Annotated in this window: 28 protein-coding genes, 1 other RNA gene and 1 pseudogene; 12 read left to right on the forward strand and 18 right to left on the reverse strand. The window is 71.4% G+C overall.

What is annotated here, in order from left to right; translation table 11 throughout:
* The 8 genes and pseudogenes from GXW71_RS31540 to GXW71_RS31575 form a co-directional block, all read right to left on the reverse strand.
* Positions 1-372, reverse strand: a pseudogene (locus GXW71_RS31540) (hypothetical protein); the annotation flags it as partial.
* 15 nt (positions 373-387) lie between these two features.
* Positions 388-930: a protein TolR gene (gene tolR / locus GXW71_RS31545; RefSeq protein WP_211857231.1), complete on the reverse strand. Its 543-nt coding sequence runs from the start codon at positions 928-930 to the stop codon at positions 388-390.
* Between the two features lie 6 nt (positions 931-936).
* Positions 937-1,686, reverse strand: coding sequence for a protein TolQ (gene tolQ / locus GXW71_RS31550; protein ID WP_211857233.1), 750 nt, complete (start codon positions 1,684-1,686; stop codon positions 937-939).
* Between the two features lie 25 nt (positions 1,687-1,711).
* Complete coding sequence (locus GXW71_RS31555) at positions 1,712-2,176, reverse strand: YbgC/FadM family acyl-CoA thioesterase (RefSeq protein WP_246527067.1); 465 nt, start codon at positions 2,174-2,176, stop codon at positions 1,712-1,714.
* A complete protein-coding gene (gene ruvB, locus GXW71_RS31560; protein WP_211857235.1) occupies positions 2,173-3,225 on the reverse strand; it encodes a Holliday junction branch migration DNA helicase RuvB in 1,053 nt (350 codons plus the stop codon). Before ruvB ends, GXW71_RS31555 begins: the two co-directional genes overlap by 4 nt.
* Positions 3,222-3,842, reverse strand: a complete 621-nt coding sequence (gene ruvA, locus GXW71_RS31565; RefSeq protein ID WP_211857237.1) for a Holliday junction branch migration protein RuvA — start codon at positions 3,840-3,842, stop codon at positions 3,222-3,224. The genes ruvB and ruvA overlap by 4 nt, the downstream gene beginning before the upstream one ends.
* 7 nt (positions 3,843-3,849) lie before the next feature.
* On the reverse strand, positions 3,850-4,371 hold the full coding sequence (gene ruvC / locus GXW71_RS31570) for a crossover junction endodeoxyribonuclease RuvC (RefSeq protein WP_211857239.1): 522 nt from the start codon (positions 4,369-4,371) through the stop codon (positions 3,850-3,852).
* A 1-nt stretch (position 4,372) separates the two neighbouring features.
* Entirely contained in the window at positions 4,373-5,122 is a 750-nt protein-coding gene (locus tag GXW71_RS31575; RefSeq protein ID WP_211857241.1) for a YebC/PmpR family DNA-binding transcriptional regulator, read from the reverse strand.
* A gap of 142 nt (positions 5,123-5,264) precedes the next feature.
* On the opposite strand from GXW71_RS31575, the gene GXW71_RS31580 reads away from it, so the two are divergent.
* Positions 5,265-5,894: an MSMEG_1061 family FMN-dependent PPOX-type flavoprotein gene (locus GXW71_RS31580; protein ID WP_211857243.1), complete on the forward strand. Its 630-nt coding sequence runs from the start codon at positions 5,265-5,267 to the stop codon at positions 5,892-5,894.
* 27 nt (positions 5,895-5,921) lie between these two features.
* On the opposite strand, the gene GXW71_RS31585 is transcribed toward GXW71_RS31580, so the two are convergent.
* The 5 genes from GXW71_RS31585 to GXW71_RS31605 all read right to left on the reverse strand — a co-directional run bounded on the left by GXW71_RS31585 (position 5,922) and on the right by GXW71_RS31605 (position 8,053).
* Positions 5,922-6,737, reverse strand: coding sequence for a TIGR00282 family metallophosphoesterase (locus GXW71_RS31585; protein WP_211857252.1), 816 nt, complete (start codon positions 6,735-6,737; stop codon positions 5,922-5,924).
* Complete coding sequence (locus tag GXW71_RS31590) at positions 6,734-7,321, reverse strand: 5-formyltetrahydrofolate cyclo-ligase (protein WP_211857254.1); 588 nt, start codon at positions 7,319-7,321, stop codon at positions 6,734-6,736. The genes GXW71_RS31585 and GXW71_RS31590 overlap by 4 nt, the downstream gene beginning before the upstream one ends.
* A non-coding RNA gene (ssrS, locus tag GXW71_RS31595) (6S RNA) lies at positions 7,308-7,462 on the reverse strand. Before ssrS ends, GXW71_RS31590 begins: the two co-directional genes overlap by 14 nt.
* Before the next feature lie 12 nt (positions 7,463-7,474).
* The gene (locus GXW71_RS31600; RefSeq protein ID WP_211857256.1) at positions 7,475-7,816 is read right to left on the reverse strand and encodes a cell division protein ZapA; all 342 of its coding nucleotides are present in this window, start codon (positions 7,814-7,816) and stop codon (positions 7,475-7,477) included.
* A 3-nt stretch (positions 7,817-7,819) separates the two neighbouring features.
* Positions 7,820-8,053, reverse strand: coding sequence for a hypothetical protein (locus GXW71_RS31605; protein ID WP_211857258.1), 234 nt, complete (start codon positions 8,051-8,053; stop codon positions 7,820-7,822).
* Positions 8,054-8,174: 121 nt separating this feature from the next.
* Between GXW71_RS31605 and GXW71_RS31610 the strand changes: the two genes are divergently transcribed.
* The 5 genes from GXW71_RS31610 (at position 8,175) to GXW71_RS31630 (ending at position 11,525) form a co-directional block, all read left to right on the forward strand.
* Entirely contained in the window at positions 8,175-8,582 is a 408-nt protein-coding gene (locus GXW71_RS31610; RefSeq protein ID WP_211857260.1) for a hypothetical protein, read from the forward strand.
* 119 nt (positions 8,583-8,701) lie between these two features.
* A complete protein-coding gene (locus GXW71_RS31615) occupies positions 8,702-9,622 on the forward strand; it encodes a class I fructose-bisphosphate aldolase (RefSeq protein ID WP_211857262.1) in 921 nt (306 codons plus the stop codon).
* 108 nt (positions 9,623-9,730) lie between these two features.
* A complete protein-coding gene (gene thiE, locus GXW71_RS31620; protein WP_211857264.1) occupies positions 9,731-10,366 on the forward strand; it encodes a thiamine phosphate synthase in 636 nt (211 codons plus the stop codon).
* A gap of 24 nt (positions 10,367-10,390) precedes the next feature.
* The gene (locus tag GXW71_RS31625) at positions 10,391-11,131 is read left to right on the forward strand and encodes an FkbM family methyltransferase (RefSeq protein WP_211857266.1); all 741 of its coding nucleotides are present in this window, start codon (positions 10,391-10,393) and stop codon (positions 11,129-11,131) included.
* Between the two features lie 64 nt (positions 11,132-11,195).
* Positions 11,196-11,525 carry a hypothetical protein gene (locus GXW71_RS31630; protein WP_211857268.1) on the forward strand — a complete coding sequence of 110 codons (330 nt, stop codon included), beginning with the start codon at positions 11,196-11,198 and terminating at the stop codon, positions 11,523-11,525.
* A gap of 34 nt (positions 11,526-11,559) precedes the next feature.
* On the opposite strand, the gene GXW71_RS31635 is transcribed toward GXW71_RS31630, so the two are convergent.
* On the reverse strand, positions 11,560-12,519 hold the full coding sequence (locus GXW71_RS31635; RefSeq protein ID WP_246527068.1) for a LysR family transcriptional regulator: 960 nt from the start codon (positions 12,517-12,519) through the stop codon (positions 11,560-11,562).
* A gap of 117 nt (positions 12,520-12,636) precedes the next feature.
* Between GXW71_RS31635 and GXW71_RS31640 the strand changes: the two genes are divergently transcribed.
* Complete coding sequence (locus GXW71_RS31640) at positions 12,637-13,542, forward strand: MBL fold metallo-hydrolase (protein ID WP_211857270.1); 906 nt, start codon at positions 12,637-12,639, stop codon at positions 13,540-13,542.
* A gap of 103 nt (positions 13,543-13,645) precedes the next feature.
* On the opposite strand, the gene GXW71_RS31645 is transcribed toward GXW71_RS31640, so the two are convergent.
* Genes GXW71_RS31645 through GXW71_RS31655 form a run of 3 tightly spaced genes read right to left on the reverse strand, consistent with a single transcriptional unit; the run spans position 13,646 to position 15,241 of the window.
* Complete coding sequence (locus GXW71_RS31645) at positions 13,646-13,861, reverse strand: hypothetical protein (RefSeq protein WP_211857272.1); 216 nt, start codon at positions 13,859-13,861, stop codon at positions 13,646-13,648.
* Complete coding sequence (locus GXW71_RS31650; RefSeq protein ID WP_211857274.1) at positions 13,843-15,015, reverse strand: FAD/NAD(P)-binding protein; 1,173 nt, start codon at positions 15,013-15,015, stop codon at positions 13,843-13,845. The genes GXW71_RS31645 and GXW71_RS31650 overlap by 19 nt, the downstream gene beginning before the upstream one ends.
* Positions 15,016-15,067: 52 nt before the next feature.
* The gene (locus GXW71_RS31655) at positions 15,068-15,241 is read right to left on the reverse strand and encodes a GNAT family N-acetyltransferase (protein WP_211857282.1); all 174 of its coding nucleotides are present in this window, start codon (positions 15,239-15,241) and stop codon (positions 15,068-15,070) included.
* An 80-nt stretch (positions 15,242-15,321) separates the two neighbouring features.
* On the opposite strand from GXW71_RS31655, the gene GXW71_RS31660 reads away from it, so the two are divergent.
* Positions 15,322-15,807: a hypothetical protein gene (locus GXW71_RS31660; RefSeq protein WP_211857284.1), complete on the forward strand. Its 486-nt coding sequence runs from the start codon at positions 15,322-15,324 to the stop codon at positions 15,805-15,807.
* Between the two features lie 33 nt (positions 15,808-15,840).
* Here GXW71_RS31660 and epmA read toward each other — a convergent pair whose 3' ends face one another.
* Positions 15,841-16,872 (reverse strand): EF-P lysine aminoacylase EpmA, encoded by a 1,032-nt coding sequence (gene epmA, locus GXW71_RS31665; protein ID WP_211857292.1) that lies wholly within the window; start codon positions 16,870-16,872, stop codon positions 15,841-15,843.
* Positions 16,873-16,910: 38 nt separating this feature from the next.
* On the opposite strand from epmA, the gene GXW71_RS31670 reads away from it, so the two are divergent.
* The 4 genes from GXW71_RS31670 to GXW71_RS31685 all read left to right on the forward strand — a co-directional run bounded on the left by GXW71_RS31670 (position 16,911) and on the right by GXW71_RS31685 (position 21,573).
* Positions 16,911-17,888, forward strand: a complete 978-nt coding sequence (locus tag GXW71_RS31670) for a lysine-2,3-aminomutase-like protein (RefSeq protein WP_211857294.1) — start codon at positions 16,911-16,913, stop codon at positions 17,886-17,888.
* 314 nt (positions 17,889-18,202) lie between these two features.
* Positions 18,203-19,864, forward strand: coding sequence for an NAD(P)/FAD-dependent oxidoreductase (locus GXW71_RS31675; RefSeq protein ID WP_211857301.1), 1,662 nt, complete (start codon positions 18,203-18,205; stop codon positions 19,862-19,864).
* A 123-nt stretch (positions 19,865-19,987) separates the two neighbouring features.
* Positions 19,988-20,557: an elongation factor P gene (gene efp, locus GXW71_RS31680; protein ID WP_211857303.1), complete on the forward strand. Its 570-nt coding sequence runs from the start codon at positions 19,988-19,990 to the stop codon at positions 20,555-20,557.
* A gap of 164 nt (positions 20,558-20,721) precedes the next feature.
* A complete protein-coding gene (locus tag GXW71_RS31685) occupies positions 20,722-21,573 on the forward strand; it encodes an inositol monophosphatase family protein (protein WP_211857305.1) in 852 nt (283 codons plus the stop codon).
* The last annotated feature ends 68 nt before the right edge of the window (positions 21,574-21,641 follow it).

Below are 21,641 nucleotides of genomic sequence, written 5' to 3' on the forward strand. Positions count from 1 at the left end.
CGGCGTCGGCGCCGGCGGCACGAAGGCGGTGGCAGGCGCCGGCGGCGGCGGGGGTGGTGGCGGCGGCGGCGCGACCTGCTGGTTGCGCAGCGGCTCCGGCGCTTCCGGTTCCGGCGTCGGCGGTGTCGTCACATTGGGCGGCGCCGGCGTCGGCGCCGGGCGCTCGCCCTGGGCCTCCTGCGGGGCCTCGGCGGAGATCACCTCGACCGAGATGCCGACCGGCTCCGGTTCCGGGATGCTGCGCGACAGGGCGAAGAACGCGCCGATGACCAGGATCGCCACATGCAGGACGAGCGAAACCACCCCCCAGCGGGGCAGCGACCTGCCCTCGTTGAGCGGCACCATCGGCCCGTTCGCGGCGGTGGCGGACACGCGAGCCTTCCCCCCTCAGCGCGCCGGCGGCCGCGATGCGGGCTGCGGCGGTGCCGCCGGGCGCGGCTGTCCCGGGCGGGCGCCACCCTGGGGCGCCTGCGGCTGCGCAGCCGGCTGCTGCCCGGCCGGCTGTTCGGTGAGCAGCGCGACACGGGTGAAGCCCGCGGTCGCGATGGTGCCCATCACCTCCATCACGCGGCCGTAGTTGATGCCGCGGTCGCCGCGCACGAAGATGCGCCGCTCCGGCGCGCCCTGCGGCTGGTTGGCGAGGATGGCGCGGAGCTGCTCGACCAGGCCCTCGATCGGCACCTCGGTCTCCTGCAGGAAGATCTTGCCCTCGGTGTTGACCGAGATGGTCAGCGGCTCGGTCTCCTGGTTCATCGGCTGGGCATTGGTCTTCGGCAGGTCGATCGGCACGCCGACCGTCATCAGCGGCGCCGCCACCATGAAGATGATGAGCAGCACCAGCATCACGTCGACCAGGGGCGTGACGTTGATCTCGGCCATCGGGCGATAGCGGCTGCGCCCGCCCCGGCCACCGGCAAGCGGTGCGGCCATGGCGCGCTACTCCGCCGCCGCGGTCGCGGCCGGGCGCGCCGGCTGCGCCGCCGCCTGGTCCGCCTGGCGGGAGACGATGGCCGCGAACTCCGTCGCGAAGCCCTCGAGCCGCGCCGCGTAGCGGGCGAGGTCGGTGTTGATCTTGTTGTAGGCGAGCACCGCCGGGATGGCGGCGACCAGGCCGATCGCGGTCGCGAACAGCGCTTCCGCGATACCCGGCGCCACCACCGCGAGGTTGGTGTTCTGCATGCCGGCGATCGCCGAGAAGCTGTTCATGATGCCCCAGACGGTGCCGAACAGGCCGACGAAGGGACCGACCGAGCCGACCGATGCCAGGAACACCATCCAGCGTTCCATGCGCTCCATCTCGCGCCCGATCGTCACCGTCATGGCGCGCTCGACCCGCTCCTTCACGCCGGCGACCGCCGAACCCGTCGCGTTGGCGCTGCGCCGCCACTCGCGCATCGCGGCGCCGAAGACGGCGGCCAGCGGATGCAGGGGCTGCTCGCCCTCGCGCATGAAGAGCTCGTCGAGGCTGCCGCCCGACCAGAAGCGGTCCTCGAAGCCGTCGGCGGCGCGGTTCATCTTCCGCAGCGTCGTGACCTTCTCGAACACGATCGCCCAGACCCAGACGCTGGCGAGCAGCAGCAGGATCATCACGAGCTTCACGACCCAGTCGGCCTGCAGGAACAGGCCCCAGAGCGAGAGGTCGTGCGCCACCTGGGGCAGCGCGCTGGCGTTCACGGTACGGTCCACGCCGAACCCTCCTTCACAGCATTCGTCATGGCGCCGCCCCCAGGCTGGGACGCGCCTCCGCCGCCACGGACACCGCGGAGCGGAACAAGCCTCGCCATGGCTCGGGAATCGGCACCGGGACCAACCTGTCGCGATCGACGCAGACGAGCCCCACCACCAGCTTCGCGAGCCGCTCGCCGCCGTCGCGCAGAACCCCCTGCTCGAGCACGAGTTGCACCGGCGTGACGCGGCGGATGATCGTTTCGACCACCAGCGCGTCGTCGAGTCGCGCCGGGCGCCAATACTCCACTTCGATGCGTCGCACCACGAGTAACGCGTTGTGACGCTCGATCATCCATTGATGCGGCAGCCCCGCTTCGCGCAGCGATTCGGTGCGGGCCCGTTCCGCCCAGCGGAGATAATTCGCGTGATAGACCATCCCTCCCGCATCCGTGTCCTCGAAATAGACGCGGACCGGGAAGCGATGGGGTGGCATTTCCGTGGCCGTCATGAGGCATCGCCGGCGGCATCGGGGCTCGGGTCGGCACTCAGGAGATCGAGCTGCGCCACGACCGCGGCCGGCGGCGCCAGGCCGAGATGCCGCCATCCCGGCTCCCCCAGCATGCGCCCGCGCGGGGTGCGCAGCACCAGCCCTTCCTGGATCAGGAAGGGTTCGATCATCTCTTCGAGCGTATCGCGCGATTCCGCGAGGGCTGCGGCCAGGGTCTCGACCCCGACCGGGCCGCCATTGTGATGATCCGCGATGCGGCGGAGGTAGCGCCGGTCCATGGCGTCGAGGCCGAGGCGGTCCACCTCCAGCCGCTCCAGCGCGGCATCGGCCATCGCGCGGTCGGCAGGGCGGCCGGCGACGAGGGCGAAATCCCTGACGCGGCGGAGCAGCCGCCCGGCGACGCGCGGCGTGCCGCGGGACCGCCGCGCGATCTCCAGCGCGCCATCCTCGGCGAGCGCGAAGCGCAGCTTCTCCGCACCCCGCTTCACGATCAGCAGCAGGTCGGGCACGTCGTAGAATTGCAGCCGCAGCGGGATGCCGAAGCGGTCGCGCAGCGGCTGGGTCAGCAGCCCGGCGCGGGTCGTGGCGCCGACCAGCGTGAAGGGTGGCAGGTCGATGCGCACGGTGCGCGCCGCCGGCCCTTCGCCGATGATGAGGTCGAGCGAGAAATCCTCCATCGCGGGATAGAGTGTCTCCTCGATCGCCGGCTGCAGGCGGTGGATCTCGTCGACGAACAGCACGTCGCGCGGCTGCAGGTTGGTCAGGATCGCGGCGAGGTCGCCGGCGCGCTGCAGGATCGGGCCCGAGGTCGCGCGGAAGCCGACGCCGAGCTCGCGCGCCACGATCTGCGCGAGCGTCGTCTTGCCGAGGCCGGGCGGGCCGTAGAACAGCGCGTGGTCCATCGCCTCGCCGCGCGATTTCGCGGCCTGGATGAAGACGTGCAGATTGTCGCGCAGCGCTTTCTGGCCGATGAACTCGTCGAGGATCTGCGGCCGCAGGCTGCCCTCCGCCGCATCATCCTCCTGCCGCTCGCCGTCGGTGATCCTCATCGCGGCGCCAGCTCCTTCAGGCTGTCGCGGATCAAGGTGCCGAGCGGGGCTTCAGCGCCGAGGCGGGTGCGCACGCGGGCGACGGCGGCGGCCGCCTCCGGCCGTTTCCAGCCGAGGTTGATCAGCGCGGAAACCGCATCGCCCTCATCGCCCGGCGGCGTCGCGGGCGAGGCCTCGGTGCCGGCGCCATCGGCCTCCGGCGTCGCGCGGCCGACCGCCCATTTCTGCATCGCCGGCTCATCGATGATGCGGTTGGCGGTGGCGGCGCCGAGGCCCTTCACCTCCGCCAGCCGCTTGCGCTCCTTGCCCGCGATCGCGCGGGCCAGCGCTGTGGGGGCGAGGCCGGAGAGCACCAGCAGCGCCTTCTGCGGCCCGACCGTCTTCACCTCGATCAGCGCACGGAAGGCCTCGCGCTCCGCGGCATCGGCGAAGCCGTAGAGGGTGATGGCGTCCTGGCGCAGATGCGTCTCGACCAGCACCCGCTGCACGCCATCGCCAGCGGTCAGCCGGTCGAGCGTCTTGCGCGAGCAGGACAGCAGGTAACCGACGCCCTGCACGTCGAGGATGCAGCCCGCCTCGCTGGTCTCCACGACCTGGCCGGTGAGCAAACCAATCATGCGCCCCTCATGCCGGCACGTAGCCTTTCGCCAATGCGAGACGCGTCGCGCGGTGATGGGTGTGGCAGATCGCGATCGCCAGCGCGTCGGAGGCATCCGCACGCGCCAGCCGCGCGCCCGGCAGCAGGCGGCGCACCATGTCGGCGACCTGTTCCTTGGCGGCGGCGCCGGTGCCGACCACCGCGCGCTTGACCTCCATGGCCTGATACTCGGCGACCGGGATGCCGAAGAGCGCCGGCGCCAGCAGCGCGATGCCGCGCGCCTGGCCGAGCTTCAGCGCCGCGGCGGGGTTGCGGTTCACATAGGTGTGTTCGACCGCCGCCTCATCCGGCTGCCATTCCGCCAGCAGCTTCGCGAGCCCCTGGTGGAGCTGCATCAGCCGCTCCGCCAGCGACAGCGAGTCATCCGAGGAGATCACGCCGTCGCCGAGATGGCGCAGCCGGCTGCCATGGCTTTCCACCATGCCCCAACCGGTATGCCGCAAGCCCGGATCCAAGCCCAGAATCCGGGTCGGAACGGGTGCGCCCATCTCAGGCCGACAGCTTCTGCATCACCGCCTCGCTCACATCGAGATTGGCGTAGACCTGCTGCACGTCGTCATTGTCGTCGAGCACGTCGAGCAGCTTCATCACCTCCGCCGCCCGCTCCTCGTCGAGCTCCACCGTGGTGCTCGGCCACCATTCGAGGCGTGCCGATTCCGCCTGGCCGAACCTCTCCTCCAGCGCATCGCGCACCGGGCCAAGATCCTCGACCGCGGTCTCGATCTCATGCCCGTCCTCGCTGCTCTCGACATCGGCGGCGCCGGCCTCGATCGCGGCCTCCAGCATTGCATCGGCGGAGGCCGCGGCGGCCGGGTAGCGCACGGCGCCGTGGCGCTCGAACTGGAAGGCGACGGAATTGCTCTCGCCGAGCGCGCCGCCATGCTTGGCGAACATGCTGCGCAGGTCGCCCGCGGTGCGGTTGCGGTTGTCGGTCAGCGCTTCGACGATGATGGCGACGCCGTGCGGGCCGTAGCCCTCGTACCGCACCTCCTGGTAGTCCTCGCCCTGGCCGCCGGCGGCGGCGCGCTTGATGGCGCGGTCGATGGTGTCGCGCGTCATGTTGGCGACCAGCGCAGCCTTGACCGCGGCGCGCAAGCGGGGGTTCATGGCCGGGTCCGGCATGCCCTGCTTGGCGGAGACGCTGATCTCCCGGATGAGCTTGCCGAAGGCGCGCGCCTTCTTGGCGCCCTGGGCCGCCTTGCGGTGCATGATGTTCTTCGCGTGCGAATGCCCGGCCATGGCCGCGAGCCGTCCTTCCTGTCTTCAGATTCCGGTTGAGGAACACCTTATACTGGCCCAGGGCCGCTGACGCCACCCGCGCGGCCAGCAGGGCCGGCATACCCCCTTCCCGACGGCCGGCCGCCGAGGGCAGGATGCCGTCATGGACAATCTGCCCGCCTCCGACCCCTTCGCCGTTGCGACCCCGGAAGCACTTGCCGCCCTCTACGCGGCGCCGAGCCAGCGCGCGCTGGAGAAGGTGGTGCCGAAGCTGGATGCGACTGCGCGGGCCTTCATCGCCGCCTCCCCCTTCTGCATCCTGGCGACCAATGGCAGCCGCGGGCTGCACGCGACCCCGCGGGGCGACCTGCCGGGTTTCGTGGTCCCGCTCGAGGATGGCCGGCTGGCGATGCCGGACCGGCGCGGCAACAACCGGATCGAGGCGCTGCGCGACATCCTGGAGGATCCGCGCGTCGCCCTGCTCTTCCTGGCACCCGGCGCCAACGAGACGCTGCGGGTGAACGGGCTGGCGCGGCTGACCGCCGATCCCGCGCTGAAGGCGCGCTTCGCCATGAACGGGGTCGAGCCGGCGACGGTGATCCTGATCGACGTGCAGGAAGTCTACATGCAATGCGGCCGCGCCGTGCTGCGCGGCAAGATCTGGGCCGGGCGCGAGGCGCCGGCCGCGGTGCCGACCGCCGGCGAGATGCTCGCCTCCCATCTCAATGGCCAGGTTGACGCCAAGGAGATCGACGAGGGCTCCTACAAGCAAGCCATGAAGGTTTTGTATTAGGCCCTCTGAAGCCTCGGCGAAGGAGGGTCAGGGCGCCGGCATGGTCGGGCTGAGCGTGCCGCCGAGGCGGAGCGGCTCGGCCCGCTTCGCGAGGCCGGTCGCGTCGTCGGTCTCGACAAAAAGGCCGCAGACGGTCGCGTCGCCCTCGGCCGGCGCCAGGCGCTCGCTCGGCACCTTGCGCCAGAAGCGGAGCGCGGCGGCGCCCTTCTGCATGCCGATCACGCTGTCATAATCCCCGCACATCCCGGCATCGGACTGGAAGGCGGTGCCGCCGGCCAGGATCCGGTGATCGGCCGAGGGCACATGGGTGTGGGTGCCGATGACCAGGCTCGCCAGGCCGTCGAAGGAATGCGCGACCGCCTGCTTCTCGCTGGTGGCTTCCGCATGGATGTCGATGATGATGGCCTGCACCGTGCCGCCCAGCCGGTGCTTGGCGAGCTCCGCCTGGATGGCGCGGAAGGGGTCGTCCAGCAACTCCATGAACAGCCGGCCCATGGCCTGAACCACCAGCGCCCGCCGGTTCCCCGGCACCTCCACCACGACCGAGCCCTTACCCGGCGTGCCCGGCGGGTAGTTCAGCGGCCGGATCAGCCGCTTCTCCTGCTCGATGAAAGGAATGATTTCCTTGCGATCCCAGGCGTGGTTGCCGAGCGTCAGCACATCCGCGCCGGCGGCCAGGAAGGCGCGCGCCATCTCCGGGGAGAGCCCGAAGCCGTGGCTCGCATTCTCGGCGTTCACCACCACGAGGTCGAGTGCCAGCGCCGCCCGCAGCCGCGGCAGCTCCCGCTCCACCGCGTCGCGCCCGGCACGGCCGACCACATCGCCCAGGAACAATATCCTCATGCCATGGCGCCGCAGGCGATGAGCCCGGCTTCGGTCGCCACCAGCGTCAGCCGGGCATCGTGCGGCCCGGCCGGCACCTCCCGCACCTCCTGCGACGCGAAGGCGATGCCGATCGCCTTCGCGTCGGGCAACGCCGCCAGGGTGCGGTCGTAATAGCCGCCGCCATAGCCAAGCCGCCGCCCCGCCCGGTCGAAGGCGAGCAGCGGCACCAGGATGACCTCGGGCTGCACCGGCTCGCCGCCCTCCGGGTGGCGGGTGCCCATCGGGCCCTGGGCGAGCGCCTCGCCCGGCAGCCAGCGGCGGAAGATCAGTGGGTTGCCGCGCGGCGGGGTCACCGGCAGCGCCAGCCCATGCCCATGGGCGACCAGCGCCTCCATCAGCGGGCGCAGGTCGATCTCGCCGGGCAAGGGCCAGATGCCGGCGACCAGGGCGCCGGGCGGGATGGCAGCAGCGTCCAGGAGGTGGCGCGCCAGGGCGCGCCCCGCCTCGGCGGGGTCGCCGGCACCGGCGCGGCGGGCCAGCGCCATGCGCCGCGCCTCGCGCTTCGCCGCATCGAGATCGGGAATAACGTGCGGAGCCACCATGGCCGTTGGCGTCGAACCCTCCCAAGGCCTGCTTTGCAGGTGGGCACCAGATAACCGGACCAGGATCCGATCAGAGCCAGCTCCCGGGAGATGCTCATTGGCCCCGGGGGTTTACTTGCCTGTCGCACCGGGCAGCCCCGCACGGGACCATAGCTAGGGTGCCTCAAGGCTGCCGGCAATGGCCTCGATGCGTTCCGCCACCGCGGCGAGCCGCACCGCGAGCGCCGGATCGGGCTCCGCGGCCGGGGCCGGCGCGCCGGCGGGCGCCCCCGCCCGGAGCGCCGCCAGCTCATCGCGCATGTCGTAGGTCTCGTCGGCCAGCTGCAGCGCGGCCAGCACGAGCATGCGCGTCTCGCCGAGCTGCAGCCCCATCGCCTTCAGCGCGGCGACCCGGCGATCGACCTCGGCGGCCATCTTCTGGAGGTGCTGTTCCTGGCCGTCCTGGCAGGAAACCGGGTGGCTGTAGCCGCCGATGCGGACCGTGACCTGGGCCAATCGCTACTCCTGATCCTCGGGGGCGTCGCCTGCTTCCTGCGCCAGGGCGCCGCGCAGCGCGAGCAGCGCGGCATCCAGACGGGCGGCGAGTGCGGCGACCTCTGCCCGCGGCACCATGTCCTCCGCGGCGGCTTCGGCGGCGGGCCTGGGCGGCGCCGCGCGCAGCCGGGCGATCTGGCTGCCGAGGTGCTCCACCGCGGCTTCGAGCCGCGCCATCGCCATATCCATGGAAGCCACGCCGTCTCCGCTGCCGCTCACGCGTCCGATGCCACCCCTGACCAGGGCCCGCATCCCCTGCTGGACGCAGGGCGTGCGGGCGTGCTCAAGGCTTCGCATGGGGTCATGCACGGGTCAACAAATGACGGCCGCGCCACGCGCCGTCGTGGTGCACGATGCCGCGCAGGTACGGGCCGCCATCACGGCGGCCGGCGGCCGGCAGTTGCTGCTGCTCTCGGCGCCCGGTGCGGCGGGCAGCCTCGGGCCCGCCTGGTTCGCGGCAATGCTGGCCGGCCATGCGCCGGCGGCGATCGATTGCGGCACCGATCCCGGCCATGCGCTGGCGGCGCTGCGCTTCGGCTTCCGCCTCCTGGTGCTGGCCCCCGAGACGCCCGCCTTCGCCGCGGTCGCCGGCGCTGCCGCAGAATGCGGCGCCACGCTGCTGGCCGCGCGGCCGGAAGCGCTCGATCTCGCGGGCTGGGACCTGTCCCGCCCGGCGGCGCAGGCGGCGCTGGCGCGCTGGCTCGACCCGCCGCTTCCCCGGCCGTGAGGTGACAGCGGCGCAGCCTTGGGCTAGAGCCCGCGCCCGAGAGTTGAGAGCTTACGAGCGGGATTCAGGCCTCCGGGCCCTTCGGCAATCCCTCCCTGGCCGGCAAGAAAGGACACGCCATGAAGCTGACGCGTCGCGTGAAGGAAATCCTCTCCTGGTACGAGAGCGACAATCCCGGCACCAAGGCGAACCTCGCCCGCATCCTCATGGAAGGGAAGCTCGGCGGCACCGGCCGCCTGGTGATCCTGCCGGTCGACCAGGGCTTCGAGCACGGCCCGGCCCGCAGCTTCGCGCCGAACCCGGCCGCCTATGACCCGCACTACCATTTCGAGCTGGCGATCGAGGCCGGGCTCAACGCCTATGCCGCGCCACTCGGCCCGCTGGAAGCGGGTGCGGCCACCTTCGCCGGCGCCATCCCGACCATCCTGAAGGTCAACAGCTCCAACTCGCTCGCCAGCGCCAAGGACCAGGCGGTGACCGGCAGCGTCGCCGACGCGCTCCGCCTCGGCTGCTCGGCGATCGGCTTCACGATCTATCCCGGCAGCGAATACGCCTTCGAGCTGATGGAAGAGCTGCGCGAGCTCGCCGAGGAAGCGAAGTCGGTCGGCCTCGCCGTCGTCGTGTGGAGCTACCCGCGCGGCCCGAACCTCGACAAGGTCGGCGAGACTGCGCTCGATATCGCCGCCTATGCCGCGCATATGGCCGCCCTCCTCGGCGCCCATATCATCAAGGTGAAGCCGCCCACCGAGGCGATCAGCCTGGAAGCGGCCAAGAAGACCTACCAGGCGCACCCGATCGAGGTGCAGGATCCGGCGAAGCGCATCGCGCATATCGTGCAGGCCTGCTTCAACGGCCGCCGCCTGGTGGTCTTCTCGGGCGGCGAGGCCAAGTCGGCCGATGCGCTGCTCAACGAGGTGAAGGCGATCCATGCCGGCGGCGGCAATGGCTCCATCGTCGGCCGGAACGCCTTCCAGCGCCCGAAGGCGGAAGCGCTGCAGCTCCTCTCGAACATCATCGAGATCTACAAGACCAAGCCCTGATCCGGGTGGGGCGGCTCACGCCGCCCCGGGGGACGGCTCAGCCGCCCCGGGAATGTGGCCGGGGCGGCCGAGCGGCCGCTCCGGCATCACGCGAGGGACCATGGGGCGATGAGCGCCACCGATGCCGGCTGCAGGGTCTACCTCGTCACGCCGCCGGCGCTCGATCCCGCGCGGTTCCGTGACACGCTGGCCGCCGCCCTCGATGCCGGCGATGTCGCCTGCCTGCAGCTTCGCCTCAAGGACGCCGCGCCGGATGATGTGAAGCGCGCGGTCGAGCTGCTGATGCCGGTGGCCCACGCACGCGACGTCGCCTTCCTGCTGAATGACGACGCCAGGCTCGCGAAGGAGCTCGGCTGCGACGGCGCGCATCTCGGGCAGGAGGATGGCGACCATGCAGCGGCGCGGGCGCTGCTGGGGGAGGCGACGCTCGGCATCACCTGCCACGCCTCCCGCCATCTCGCGATGGAAGCGGGCGAGCTCGGCGCCGATTATGTCGCCTTCGGCGCCTTCTTCCCGACCGCGACCAAAGTCACGGAGCATGAGGCCGGGACCGACCTTCTGGAATGGTGGTCCGAGATGTTCGAGATCCCCTGCGTCGCGATCGGCGGCATCACTGCCGAGAATTGCGGGCCGCTGGTGCGGGCGGGCGCGGATTTCCTGGCGGTCGTCGGCGCGGTCTGGAACCATCCCGAGGGCCCGGCCGCCGGCCTGCGCGTGCTGAACGCCGCGATCGCCGCGGCCTGAGCGGCGCGCGGGCGGATCGCTCCAATGGACGAGATCACCTTCCACACCCGCCTGCATCGCCCGGGCACGCTGTTGGATGTCGGCGCGCATGACGGGCTGATCACGCTGCCCTTCGCGCGCCTGCCCGACAGCCGGGTGCTGGCCTTCGAGCCGCTGCCCCCTGCCTTCGCGCGGCTCGAGGCCGCGATCCGCACTGCCTTCGGCACCATCCCCCCGCATGTGACGCTGGTGCCGGAAGCGCTCGGCGACGCAGCCGGCAGCATCACGCTCGCGATGCCCGTGCTCGACGGCGTCGCGCAGGAGCAATGGGCGTCCACCGCCAAGGATTACGAAGGCTACGACCCCGCGCGCATCGCGGTCAGCCGCTTCACCGTGCCGGTGCGGCGCATCGACGATCTCGGCCTCACGGACCTCACGCATGTGAAGCTGGACGCCGAGGGGGCGGAATACGCCGTGCTGCGCGGGGCGCGCGAGACCCTGCTGCGCTGCCGCCCCGTGCTGACCATCGAGATCGAGGAGCGGCACCGGCAGGGCTCCACCTGGGCGGTGCCGGCCTTCCTCGACGCGCTCGGCTACGACACGGTCTTCGAGCTCGACGGCGCCTGGCATCCGATGGCGGCGCTGGATCGCGCGACCATGCAGCGCGCCTCCCCCGATCCTTCGGTGTTCGAGGCGTCCGACCCCTATGTCTTCGTCTTCTACGCGCTGCCGCGGGAGAGCGCGGCGGCGATGCTGGCGCGGTTCGAAAATCAGCCGATTCCCTGAAGACATTCACGGCGTCACCGGCTTGTCAGTTTGCGTCGCAGCATATCCGGGCGACGAAGGCATCATGGCCATCAGGCGGCGACAGGACGGCTGCTACTGCGTCGACATGGCGGGATGGGTCGACCCGTTCCGCCGCGAGGATGAACCGCGGCACAGGAGCATCCTCCGGCTGCTCGACCTGTTCCGCGATCAGCAGGGCGTCATCGCCGGCTTCCATTGGGCAGGGCCCGGCAATGACCGGCACTACGTCTGCTTCAGCGATGTCCGTGGTGCCGAATCCTTCGCGGCCTATGTCGGCATGGAGCCGGTCGTCACCGAATACGATGACGCCGATCCGGCCGGCCCGGCCAACGCGCGCCGCGGCCCGCCGGGCGATCCCGGCCGCCTGGAATAGCCGCAATCCGCCCGGCCGGCGGCGGGTGCCCCGGTCAGGCGGGCGCCGGCCCGGCCACCGCCTGGCGGCGTTTCTCCACCTCGAGCAGCACCTCGACGAAGGCCCGGACCTTGGCCGGGCGGTAGCGCGCCGGCGGGAAGACCGCATGGATGCCGCCGGTGCGGAGGCGCCAGCCCGGCAGCACGTGGACGAGGCGCCCGGACGCGATATCCGCGGCGACCAGGAAATCCGGCAGCACTGCGAGCCCGGCGCCGGCCGCGACCGCCTGGTGCACCGCCGGCGCCGCATCGATCATGATCGCCGAGCGGATCCGGATGTCGCGCCGCGCGTCATCGGCGCCGAGGAAGCTGCGCTGCAGCGTATCCCGATGCGTCGCATGCGCGACCCAGGGCAACGCCTCCAGCGCGCCGGGATCCTGCAGGCCCGCGATCGCCGCCGCGAAGCCGGCGCCGCAGACCAGCAACTCCCGGAAGGTGCCGATCGTTCGCGTCTGCAGGCTGGAATCCTGCAGCCAGCCGACCCGGACCGCGAGGTCGATCTGCTCCGCGACCAGGTCGAGCGTCCGGTCGCCGATCGACAGCGCGACGCTGCAATCGGGATAGCGGCGCGCGAAGGCGGCGACCGCGGGCGCCACGACCGCGGCCCCATAGTCGTTCGGGGCTGCGATGCGCAGCAGCCCCTGGGGCGATGACGCGGTCTGCTCCAGCTCCTCGAAGGCATCCTCGCACTGGCGCAGGATGGCGGCGCAATGTGCGTGGAAGGCGCGGCCGGCATCGGTCGGCACCACGCGGCGCGTGGTCCGCGACAGCAGCGTGGCACCCGCTTCCTGCTCCAGCCGGGCGACCTGCTCGCTGACCACGGCCTTGGTGACGCCGAGCTGCCGCGCGGCCGCGGTGAAGGACCCGCTTTCCACCACGGCGGCGTAGTAGACGAGCCGGCTGAGGGTGCGGGGCGCGCGCATCGCCATGCCAAGATGCCGGCGATTGTCTGCCATAGCCAGACATTCCGTCCGGTTTGTTCGTATTTCTCTGTCCCCAGCCCTTCCCTATCTCCCCGCGCAGGCGCGATCCGGCGACGGGCCGGCGCTGTCACCGCTTACCGGGAGGATCCCATGATCTCGTCGAGACGACTGGCGCTGACGTCGCTGGCAGCCGCAGGTGCCTATGCGATGCTCCCGGGGGCAGGCCGGGCGCTGGCACAGCCGGCAGCCACGCTGTCCTGGCGGCACCATCCCGCCGGGCCTTCCGGATTCTTCCGCGCGCCGGTCCTGCTGTCCGATGCATCGGACGCCATCCTGATCGATGGCGGCTGGACGCTGTCCGACGGCCGCGCGCTGGCCGAGGCGATCCGCGCGACCGGCAGGCGGCTCCGCATGATCTATGTCAGCCAGAGCGACCCCGACTTCTATTTCAGCCTGGCGCCGATCAAGGCGGCCTTCCCGGAGGCGCGCGTCGTCGCGGCACCGGAGACCCTGGCGGCGATTCAGGCCAATGTGCAGTCGAAGCTCGCCACCTGGGGCCCGCAGCTCCGGGAGAATGGGCCGCAGACGCTCGCCGACATCGTCATGCCGGAAGCACTCGACGCCCCGGCCCTGGAGCTCGGGGCCGAGCGCATCGAGATCGTCCCCGCCGCCGGCCTGCAGAATCGCCGCTATCTCTGGGCGCCCTCCCTGAAGGCGGTCTTCGGCGGGGTGCTGCTGTTCAACCGCGTGCATGTCTGGACCGCCGACACCCAGACCCGCGAAGCCCGGGCCGCCTGGGTGGCGACGCTCGATGAGATCGCCGCGCGCGACCCGGCGATCGTCGTGGCCGGGCACATGGCGCCGGATGCGCCGGTCGACGCCGCCGCGATCCGCTACACCAGGGACTACCTGCTGGCCTTCGAGGACGAGCTCGGCCGCGCCGCCGACAGCGCCGCGCTGATCGCGGCGATGCAGGCGCGCTACCCGGGCCTCGGCATGGGCATCGCGCTCGAGATCGGCGCCAAGGTCGCCAAGGGCGAGATGCGCTGGGGGTGACTAGAGCGTGATGACTTGAGGCGGAATCGCCGAAAAGTCTGAATCACGCGATCAAACAAAGTGCTGGAGCATGATGCGTGAGCGCTTGCGAACGCATCATGCTCTAGACCGACGCGGCGAGCCGTTCGGCCAGCCGCGCCGCCTGCGCGCGCAGCTCCGGCACCGCGGTCGCTTCCCAGAGCCGGCCGCGGGTGATCGGCCCGAGCAGATGCAGCCCCGGCACCGGCCGCGCTTCGGCATCCAGCACCTGCAAACCCTCCGGATCGCATTCGATGCCGAGAGCGAAGGCGTCGGTCGCGATCAGGCCGTCGGCGCGCAACTGACGGAGCGGCGGCGCTTCCAGCCATTCCTCGCCGGTGGCGGCGCCGCTGCCGGGCCCGGTGCAGAGCAGGATGCGCGCGACCGGCAGCGTTGCCTCCGCGCCGCCGCGCAGCCGGAGGCGGGCGACCGTCCCCTCCTCCGCCGGATCATGGCCGAGCAGCCGCGCGGCGCGGAGGCGCAACTGGCCATCGGCCATCGCTTCCCGCAGCACCGCCTTGGCGGGCGGCGCCACGCGGTGCCGATGCAGGTTCCAGAGCGTGCGGAGATGGCGCAGGAAGCGCGCCCGCTCGGCCTCCGGCCAGGCGCGCCACAGCGCCTGGTCGCCGGCCGCAGCGCGTCGATCACCGGCTGCCAGGGCACGCCTTCCGCCGCCGCGCGGGCGGCCTCGGCGCGCAGCAAGCGCAGGACGGCGCGCGGGCTGGCGCCCGGCTCCGGCAGGGTAAAGGCGTGCGGCCAGGGTCGCGGCTGCGGCAGATGCGCCAGCGGCAGCCAGCCATGGCGGGAGATCGCGTGGATCGGCCCGCGATGGCCGAGCGTCAGGCGCAGGCTCAGCAGCGTGTCGACCATGGTGAGGCCGGTGCCGACCAGCAGCACCGGCGCATCGGGCGGAATGCCGTCGAGCGCGCCGGGCGCCCAGGGATCGCCGCGCAGATGGGCATCGCCGCCGCGCGCCGGCGGCGGATTGCCGGTCGCCAGCACCACGGTGCGGGCGCGGGCGATCGGGCCGGCCTCGGTGGCGATCACCCAGGCATCGCCGTCCCGCGTCACGCCGCTGACCTCGGCCCGGCGATGCGTGATGCCGGCCTCGGCGAGGGTGGTGCGCAGATAGGCGCCGTAGAGGGCGCGCGGCAGGAAGGCATCGGGCGCCACGCCGTCGCTGAGCGGGCCGAGGGCGCTCGGCGGCTGTTCCCGCGCCCAGTCCAGGAAATGCGCCGGCGCATCGGGGAAGGCGCTCATGCCGCGCGCGGGAACGTTCAGCAGGTGGATCGGGTCGCGGGTGCCATAGGCGGTTCCCGGCCCGGCAATGGCCGCGCGTTCGACCAGCAGCAGCCCGTCTGCGCCGCCGCGACGTTGTGTGAGATGGATGGCGAGGAGGCTGCCGGAGAAGCCGGCGCCGAGGATGGCGATGTCGTGCTCGGGAATCGAAGGCATCCGACCAACTTCTGTCACCGTGCCCGAAGCCGCCAGCGAAATTCCCGTAACATCAGCGGCGCTGATCGAACTCCCGGTCCAGCAATCCCATGATGACGTCATCCTGCCAGACGCCGTTGACGCAGGCCGTTTCGGGTTGGCGCCCTTCCTCCACGAAACCGCATTTGCTGTAACAGGCGATCGCGCGGGCATTGCCCGCGAGCACGCGGAGCGAGACGCGATGCACGCCCCGCGGTGTTCCCTGCGGCACCGCGGCGGGCCGCCATCCATCCTAATCGTGGCGCCTCATTCAGGAGGTCCCGCCCCATGCTGACCGTCGCCGCCGCCCTTCGCATCTGCCAAGCCGTCGCCAGCGACCCGCGCTGCCGCGCCCGGATCCAGAACCATCGGCCCCTCCCGCAACTCAGCGGCTGGGGCATGGCCGGCGCCGCGCGCAACACCGCGATGATCCTGCTCGGTCGCAAGGCCGGCACGCCGGAGTTCGACCAGTACAGCTGCGTCGGCGTGACCGAGGCCACGACGGAGGCGATCAGCGCCGCCTCCGTCTCCGGGGCGCTGACCCGCCCCGGGCCGACCCTGCTGCCGGAGGTGCGGCACTCGACGGGCGTGTACCGGGTTGTGGACGGCACGCACCACCAGGCGAGCTGGGTCGTGATGACCGACGGCACTGACTACGTGTTCGACTGGCACGCCACGCTGGAGCTGCAGGACCCGCTCCTGTACCGCACGGCGGACTGGCGGCGGAACGAGAACCCGGTGCGGATGGCCGCCTTCAGCGGCTTCGACGCGTGACACCGTCGAGCCCATGCGTTGACTAGCAGGCCTTCACAGCGACAGCGGCAGCCACAGCACATCCTCGATCCGCCGCGCGCCGGCGGCCAGCATCGCCAGGCGATCGAAGCCCATCGCGATTCCGGCAGTCGGCGGCATGCCATGCTCGAGTGCGGCGAGGAAATCCTCGTCCACATCCCAGCCTTCCGCGTAGCGGCGACGGCGTTCCGCGACATCGACCACGAAGCGCGCGCGCTGCTCGGCGGCGTCGGTGAGCTCGTCGAATGCATTGGCGAGCTCGATGCCGGCGACGAAGAGCTCGAAGCGGAGCGCCGCGCGCGAGTCGGCGGGGTCGCGGCGGGCGAGGGCCGCCTGCGGCGCCGGCCAATGCGTGAGGAAACACGCGCGGTCGCGGCCGATCGCGGGCTCCACCCGTTCCAGCAGCAGGCGGAAGAACAGATCCTCCCAATCCTCGCCCTCGCGGAGCGGCGCGCCGGCGGCGGCCGAGAGCGCGGCGGCATCGCCCCTGCCCTCCGCCGTCACGCTGGCGAGCAGGTCCGGCACGCCGGCGAAGCGGGCGAAGGCCTCGGCCATGCGGAGCCGCTCGAAAGGCAGGGTCAGGTCGGTGGTGACGCCGTCATGGGCGACGCGCGGCGGGCAGACGGCGCGGAGGAAGGCCTCCGTCTCGTCCATCAGCGCATCGAAGCTCGCACCAGGACGATACCATTCTAGCATGGTGAATTCGGGGTGGTGGCGGGCGGAGACCTCGCCGTTCCGCCAGACCCGCGCGAGTTCGAAGACCGGGCCCGCGCCGCCCGCCAGCAGCCGCTTGATCGCGAGCTCGGGCGAGGTGCGGAGCCAGAACGGCACCTCCAGCCCCTGTCCCAGATGCGGCCGGAAGCGGGTCGAAAAGCCCATCAGGTGCACTTCCATCCCCGGCACCGGAACGAGCGCCGGCGTCTCCACCTCCCGGTAGCCGCGCCCCGTGAAGAAGGCGCGGGTCGCGGCGGTCAGCCGGGCGCGGGCATCGAGGAAGGGCAGGCGGTCGGCCAGGCGGTCGGGATGCCAGGGTGGCGTCTGGGGCATGGACGCAGCATGCCCCAAGGTTGTAGGTCGCGCCCACCATGCCCGACGGATCGCTCCCCCGCACCCTGCGCGACGCCGACGCGCTGCTCGCCGCCGGGCTGATCGGGGCTGAGCAGGCGCCGGCCATCGCCGCGGTCGCGGAGCGCTACGCGATTTCGGTGACCCCTGCCGTCGCGGCGCTGATCGGCGCGCCGGACGACCCCATCGCGCGGCAATACATTCCCGACGCGGCCGAGCTCGTGACCGCCCCGGACGAGATCGAGGATCCAACCGCCGATGCCCCCTTCACCCCGGTGAAGGGCGTCGTCCACCGCTATCCGGACCGGGCATTGCTAAAACCCCTGCTCGCCTGCCCGGTCTATTGCCGCTTCTGCTTCCGCCGCGAGGTGGTGGGCCCCGATGGCGGGCTGCTGACCGAGGCGGAGCTCGATGCCGCCATCGCCTGGTTCGCGCGGACGCCCCAGGTGCGGGAGGCGATCCTGACCGGCGGCGACCCGCTGATGCTCTCCCCGCGCCGGCTCGGCGAGATCCTGGCGCGGCTGGCGGCGATCCCGCATCTGGAGGTGCTGCGCATCCACACCCGGGTGCCGGTCGCCGATCCCGGCCGCGTCACGGCGGCGCTGGTCGCGGCGATGGACCTGGAGAAGCCGATCTTCCTCTGCCTGCATGCCAACCACGCGCGGGAATTCTCGCCCGCGGCACGGGCGGCGGTCGGGCGCCTGACCCGCGCCGGCATCCCGGTGCTGGGCCAGAGCGTGCTGCTGGCCGGCGTGAATGACAGCGAGGAGGCGCTGGAGGGGCTGTTCCGCGCCATGCTCTCGGTCCGGGTGAAGCCCTATTACCTGCACCAGCTCGATCTCGCACCCGGCACCGCGCGCTTCCGGGTGGCGCCGGAGCACGGCCGCGCCCTGCTGCGGGCGCTACGCGGCCGGGTCACCGGCCTCGCCTGGCCGACCTATGTGCAGGAGCTGCCGGATGGCGGCGGCAAGATGCCGATCGGGCCGGGCATCGCGTGACCGCCGGTCCGAGGAATCGCGTCTTCTGCGCCCACACGTTCTGATATCGGAACAGAAGTGCAGGGTTGTGCAGGGTTCTGCATTTAGACCGTCCGCGCGCGTGTACGTCTGAAATGGAAAACCCTGCACAACCCTGCACTCTCGAACCGGATCCGGAACGAGCATGTAGGGTCATGTAGGGTTTTCGATTCCGACCGTCCGCGCGCATGTACGGTCCAATGAGAAACCCTACACGACCCTACATCACGGACCCATGAGTCGGATCGCCAGCCCGGCGTGCCAAGGATCGAGGCCGCTGATATAGGCAGCCGCCCATGCTCCGCGTCACCGAACTCCGCCTGCCGCTCGACCATCCGGAGCCTGCCTTGAAGCAGGCGCTGCTGGCCCGCCTTGGCATCGCGCCGGCACGGCTGCGCGGCTTCAGCGTCTTCCGCCGCGGCCATGACGCGCGGAAGAAGCACGCGATCCAGCTCGTCTACACGATCGATGCCGAGGTGGAGGACGAGGCCGGGCTGCTGGCCCGCGACCCGCGCCTCTCCCCGACGCCGGACATGCGCTGGCAGCCCGTCGCCAGCGCGCCTCCTGGCTTCACCGAACGCCCGCTGGTGATCGGCGCCGGCCCCTGCGGGCTGATGGCGGCGCTCGCGCTGGCCCGCATGGGCTTCCGCCCGATCATCCTCGACCGCGGCAAGGTGGTGCGCGAACGCACCAAGGACACCTGGGCGCTGTGGCGAAAGGGCGTGCTGACGCCCGAGAGCAATGTGCAGTTCGGCGAAGGCGGCGCCGGCACCTTCTCCGACGGCAAGCTCTACAGCCAGATCAAGGACCGGCTGCACCACGGCCGGCACGTGCTGGAGGAGTTCGTCGCCGCCGGCGCGCCGGAGGAGATCCTCACCCTCTCCAAGCCGCATATCGGCACTTTCCGCCTGGTGCACATGGTCGAGCAGATCCGCGCGACCATCGAGGGCCTCGGCGGCGAATACCGCTGGAGCACCCGGGTGACCGACCTGCTGGTGGAGCAGGACGACGACGGCACCCGCCGCGTCGCCGGCGTGGAGACCGCGGATGGCGAGCGCATCGCCGCCCGGCATGTGGTGCTGGCGGTTGGCCATTCCGCGCGTGACACCTTCGCCATGCTGCATGCCCGCGGCGTTGCGATGGAGGCGAAGCCGCTCTCGATCGGCGTCCGCATCGAGCATCCGCAGGGGCTGATCGACCGCGCCCGCTTCGGCCCCTTCGCCGGCAACAAGACGCTCGGTGCCGCCGACTACAAGCTGGTGCATCACGCGAGCAATGGCCGCGGCGTCTATTCCTTCTGCATGTGCCCGGGCGGCACCGTGGTCGCCGCCGCGAGCGAGCCCGGGCGCCTCGTCACCAATGGCATGAGCCAGTATTCGCGGAACGAGCGGAACGCGAATTCGGCGATCGTGGTCGGCCTGACGCCCGCCGATTTCGGCGCCGAAGGCCCGCTCGCCGGCATCGGCTTCCAGCGGCATTGGGAGGAACGCGCCTTCGTCGAAGGCGGCAGCGACTGGCGGGCACCTGCCCAGCGCGTCGGCGATTTCCTGGCCGGAAGGCCCTCCACCACCTTGGGCGACGTCCTCCCCAGCTACCGCCCCGGCGTCCGCCCCGCAGACCTCACCCGCTGCCTGCCGGATTACGCGGTCGCCGCCATGCGGGAGGCCCTGCCCGCCTTCGCCCAGGATATCGCCGGCTTCGCCATGGAGGACGCGGTCATGACCGGGGTCGAGACCCGGACCAGCAGCCCGGTCCGGATCGGACGCGGCGTCGGTTTCGCCAGCCTGAACACCCATGGGCTCTACCCGGCCGGCGAAGGTGCCGGATACGCGGGGGGCATCTTATCCGCCGGGGTGGATGGGCTTCGGGTGGCGGATGCGGTCGGATGCGGGCTGACCGGCTTCGAATTGCCGGCGGAACGACGTTGGCGAGGCGGCGAGACCCAAGGCTGGGGATGACGCCCGGAGCCGTCGGGTTGCCCTCTCCCCCTTTCCCGCTGTATCCCCCTCCCCCATCGCGCGTGCCGGCTCCCCGGCGCGTGCCCGCTCATTTCCAATCACCGGATCCGGAAAGCCCACCCCATGGCGAAGATGCAGGCCAATCAGATGCGTGCCGGCATGGTCATCGAATTCGAAGGCCAGCGCTACACCATCCTCAAGCAGAACATCATGATCCCGGGCAAGGGCAATGCCATCATCCAGGTGGACATGCGCAACATCAAGTCGGGCGCCAAGAAGGATCAGCGCTGGCGCACCGCCGATGTCGTCGAGCGCCTGACCACCGAGGACAAGGAGTTCACCTATTCCTACGCCGATGGCGACAACCTGGTGCTGATGGATCCGGAGAGCTTCGAGCAGACCATGGTCCCGAAGGACATCCTGGGCGACCGCCTGCCCTTCCTGCAGGAGAACATGACCGTCAACGTCAAGCTCATCGAGGGCGAGCCCGTCTCGATGGACCTGCCGGAGACGGTGGTGCTGGAGATCATCGAGGCCGATCCGGTGGTGAAGGGGCAGACCGCCTCCTCCTCCTACAAGCCGGCCGTGCTCTCGAACGGCGTGAAGACCATGGTGCCCCCCTTCATCACGGCGGGCGAGAAGATCGTCGTGAAGACGGAAGACGCGTCCTACTACGAGCGCTTCAAGGGTTGAGATCGTTGCGCGCGGGCGCGTAGCGCCCGCCCCTCAGACGCCGGGCGGGCGGCATCCGCCGCCCTTGGCTTCGCCGGACTACCGGCGGGCCCCATTCGGGGCCTCGGCCGGGCCGCTGGCCCGTCCGCCAGAGCGTCTCTCTTTATGGTTAGGATCGGTCGGTAATGGCCCCCGTCTCCCCCCGCCTCACCCCCGCCATGCAGGTGCTCACCGCCGCCGTCACCAAGGCGGGCAAGCGCCTGCTGCGCGACTTCGGGGAGGTCGAGCAGCTCCAGGTCAGCGTGAAGGGGCCGGGCGACTTCGTCTCCCAGGCCGACCTCCGCTCGGAGGAGACGCTGCGCCAGGAACTCACCCGCGCACGGCCGAACTTCGCCTTCCTGATGGAGGAATCCGGCGTCTCCGGCGCCGAGGACTGGGAATGGCGCTGGGTGATCGACCCGCTCGACGGCACCACCAACTTCCTGCACGGCATCCCGCACTGGGCGATCTCGGCCGGCGTCGAGCGGCGCATCAGCCCGGAGAAGACCGAGCTCGTCGCCGGCTGCGTCTACAACCCGGCCTCCGACGAGATGTTCTGGGCCGAGAAGGGCGTCGGCGCCTTCCTCAATGACCGCAGGCTCCGCGTCTCCGGCCGGCGGGACATGCTGCAGGCGGTCTTCGCGACCGGCATCCCCTTCGCCGGCGTGCCGCGCAAGGCGGAATTCTCGGCCATCCTCAACCGCATCATGCCCCAGGTCGCGGGCGTGCGCCGCTTCGGCGCCGCGGCGCTCGACCTCTGCTGGACCGCGGCCGGGCGCTACGAAGGCTATTGGGAAATCGGCCTCAAGCCCTGGGACTGCGCGGCCGGCATCGTGATCCTGCGGGAGGCCGGCGGCGTCGTCACCGACCCCGATGGCGAGGATCCCTGGCCCTCCGGCAACATCGTCGCCGGCAACCCCAACCTGCACCCGAAGCTGCGCGAGATCGTGGCGGAAGGGATCGCGGCCGCCCGCACGGCGGCGCCGCGCGCCGGCTGATGCGGACCGCGGCGCTGCTCCTGCTGCTGGCCGCGCCGGTGGCCGCGCAGACGCTGCCCGACCCGGCG

It is taken from the genome of Plastoroseomonas hellenica (assembly GCF_018129085.1).
Classification (GTDB): Bacteria; Pseudomonadota; Alphaproteobacteria; order Acetobacterales; family Acetobacteraceae; genus Plastoroseomonas; species Plastoroseomonas hellenica.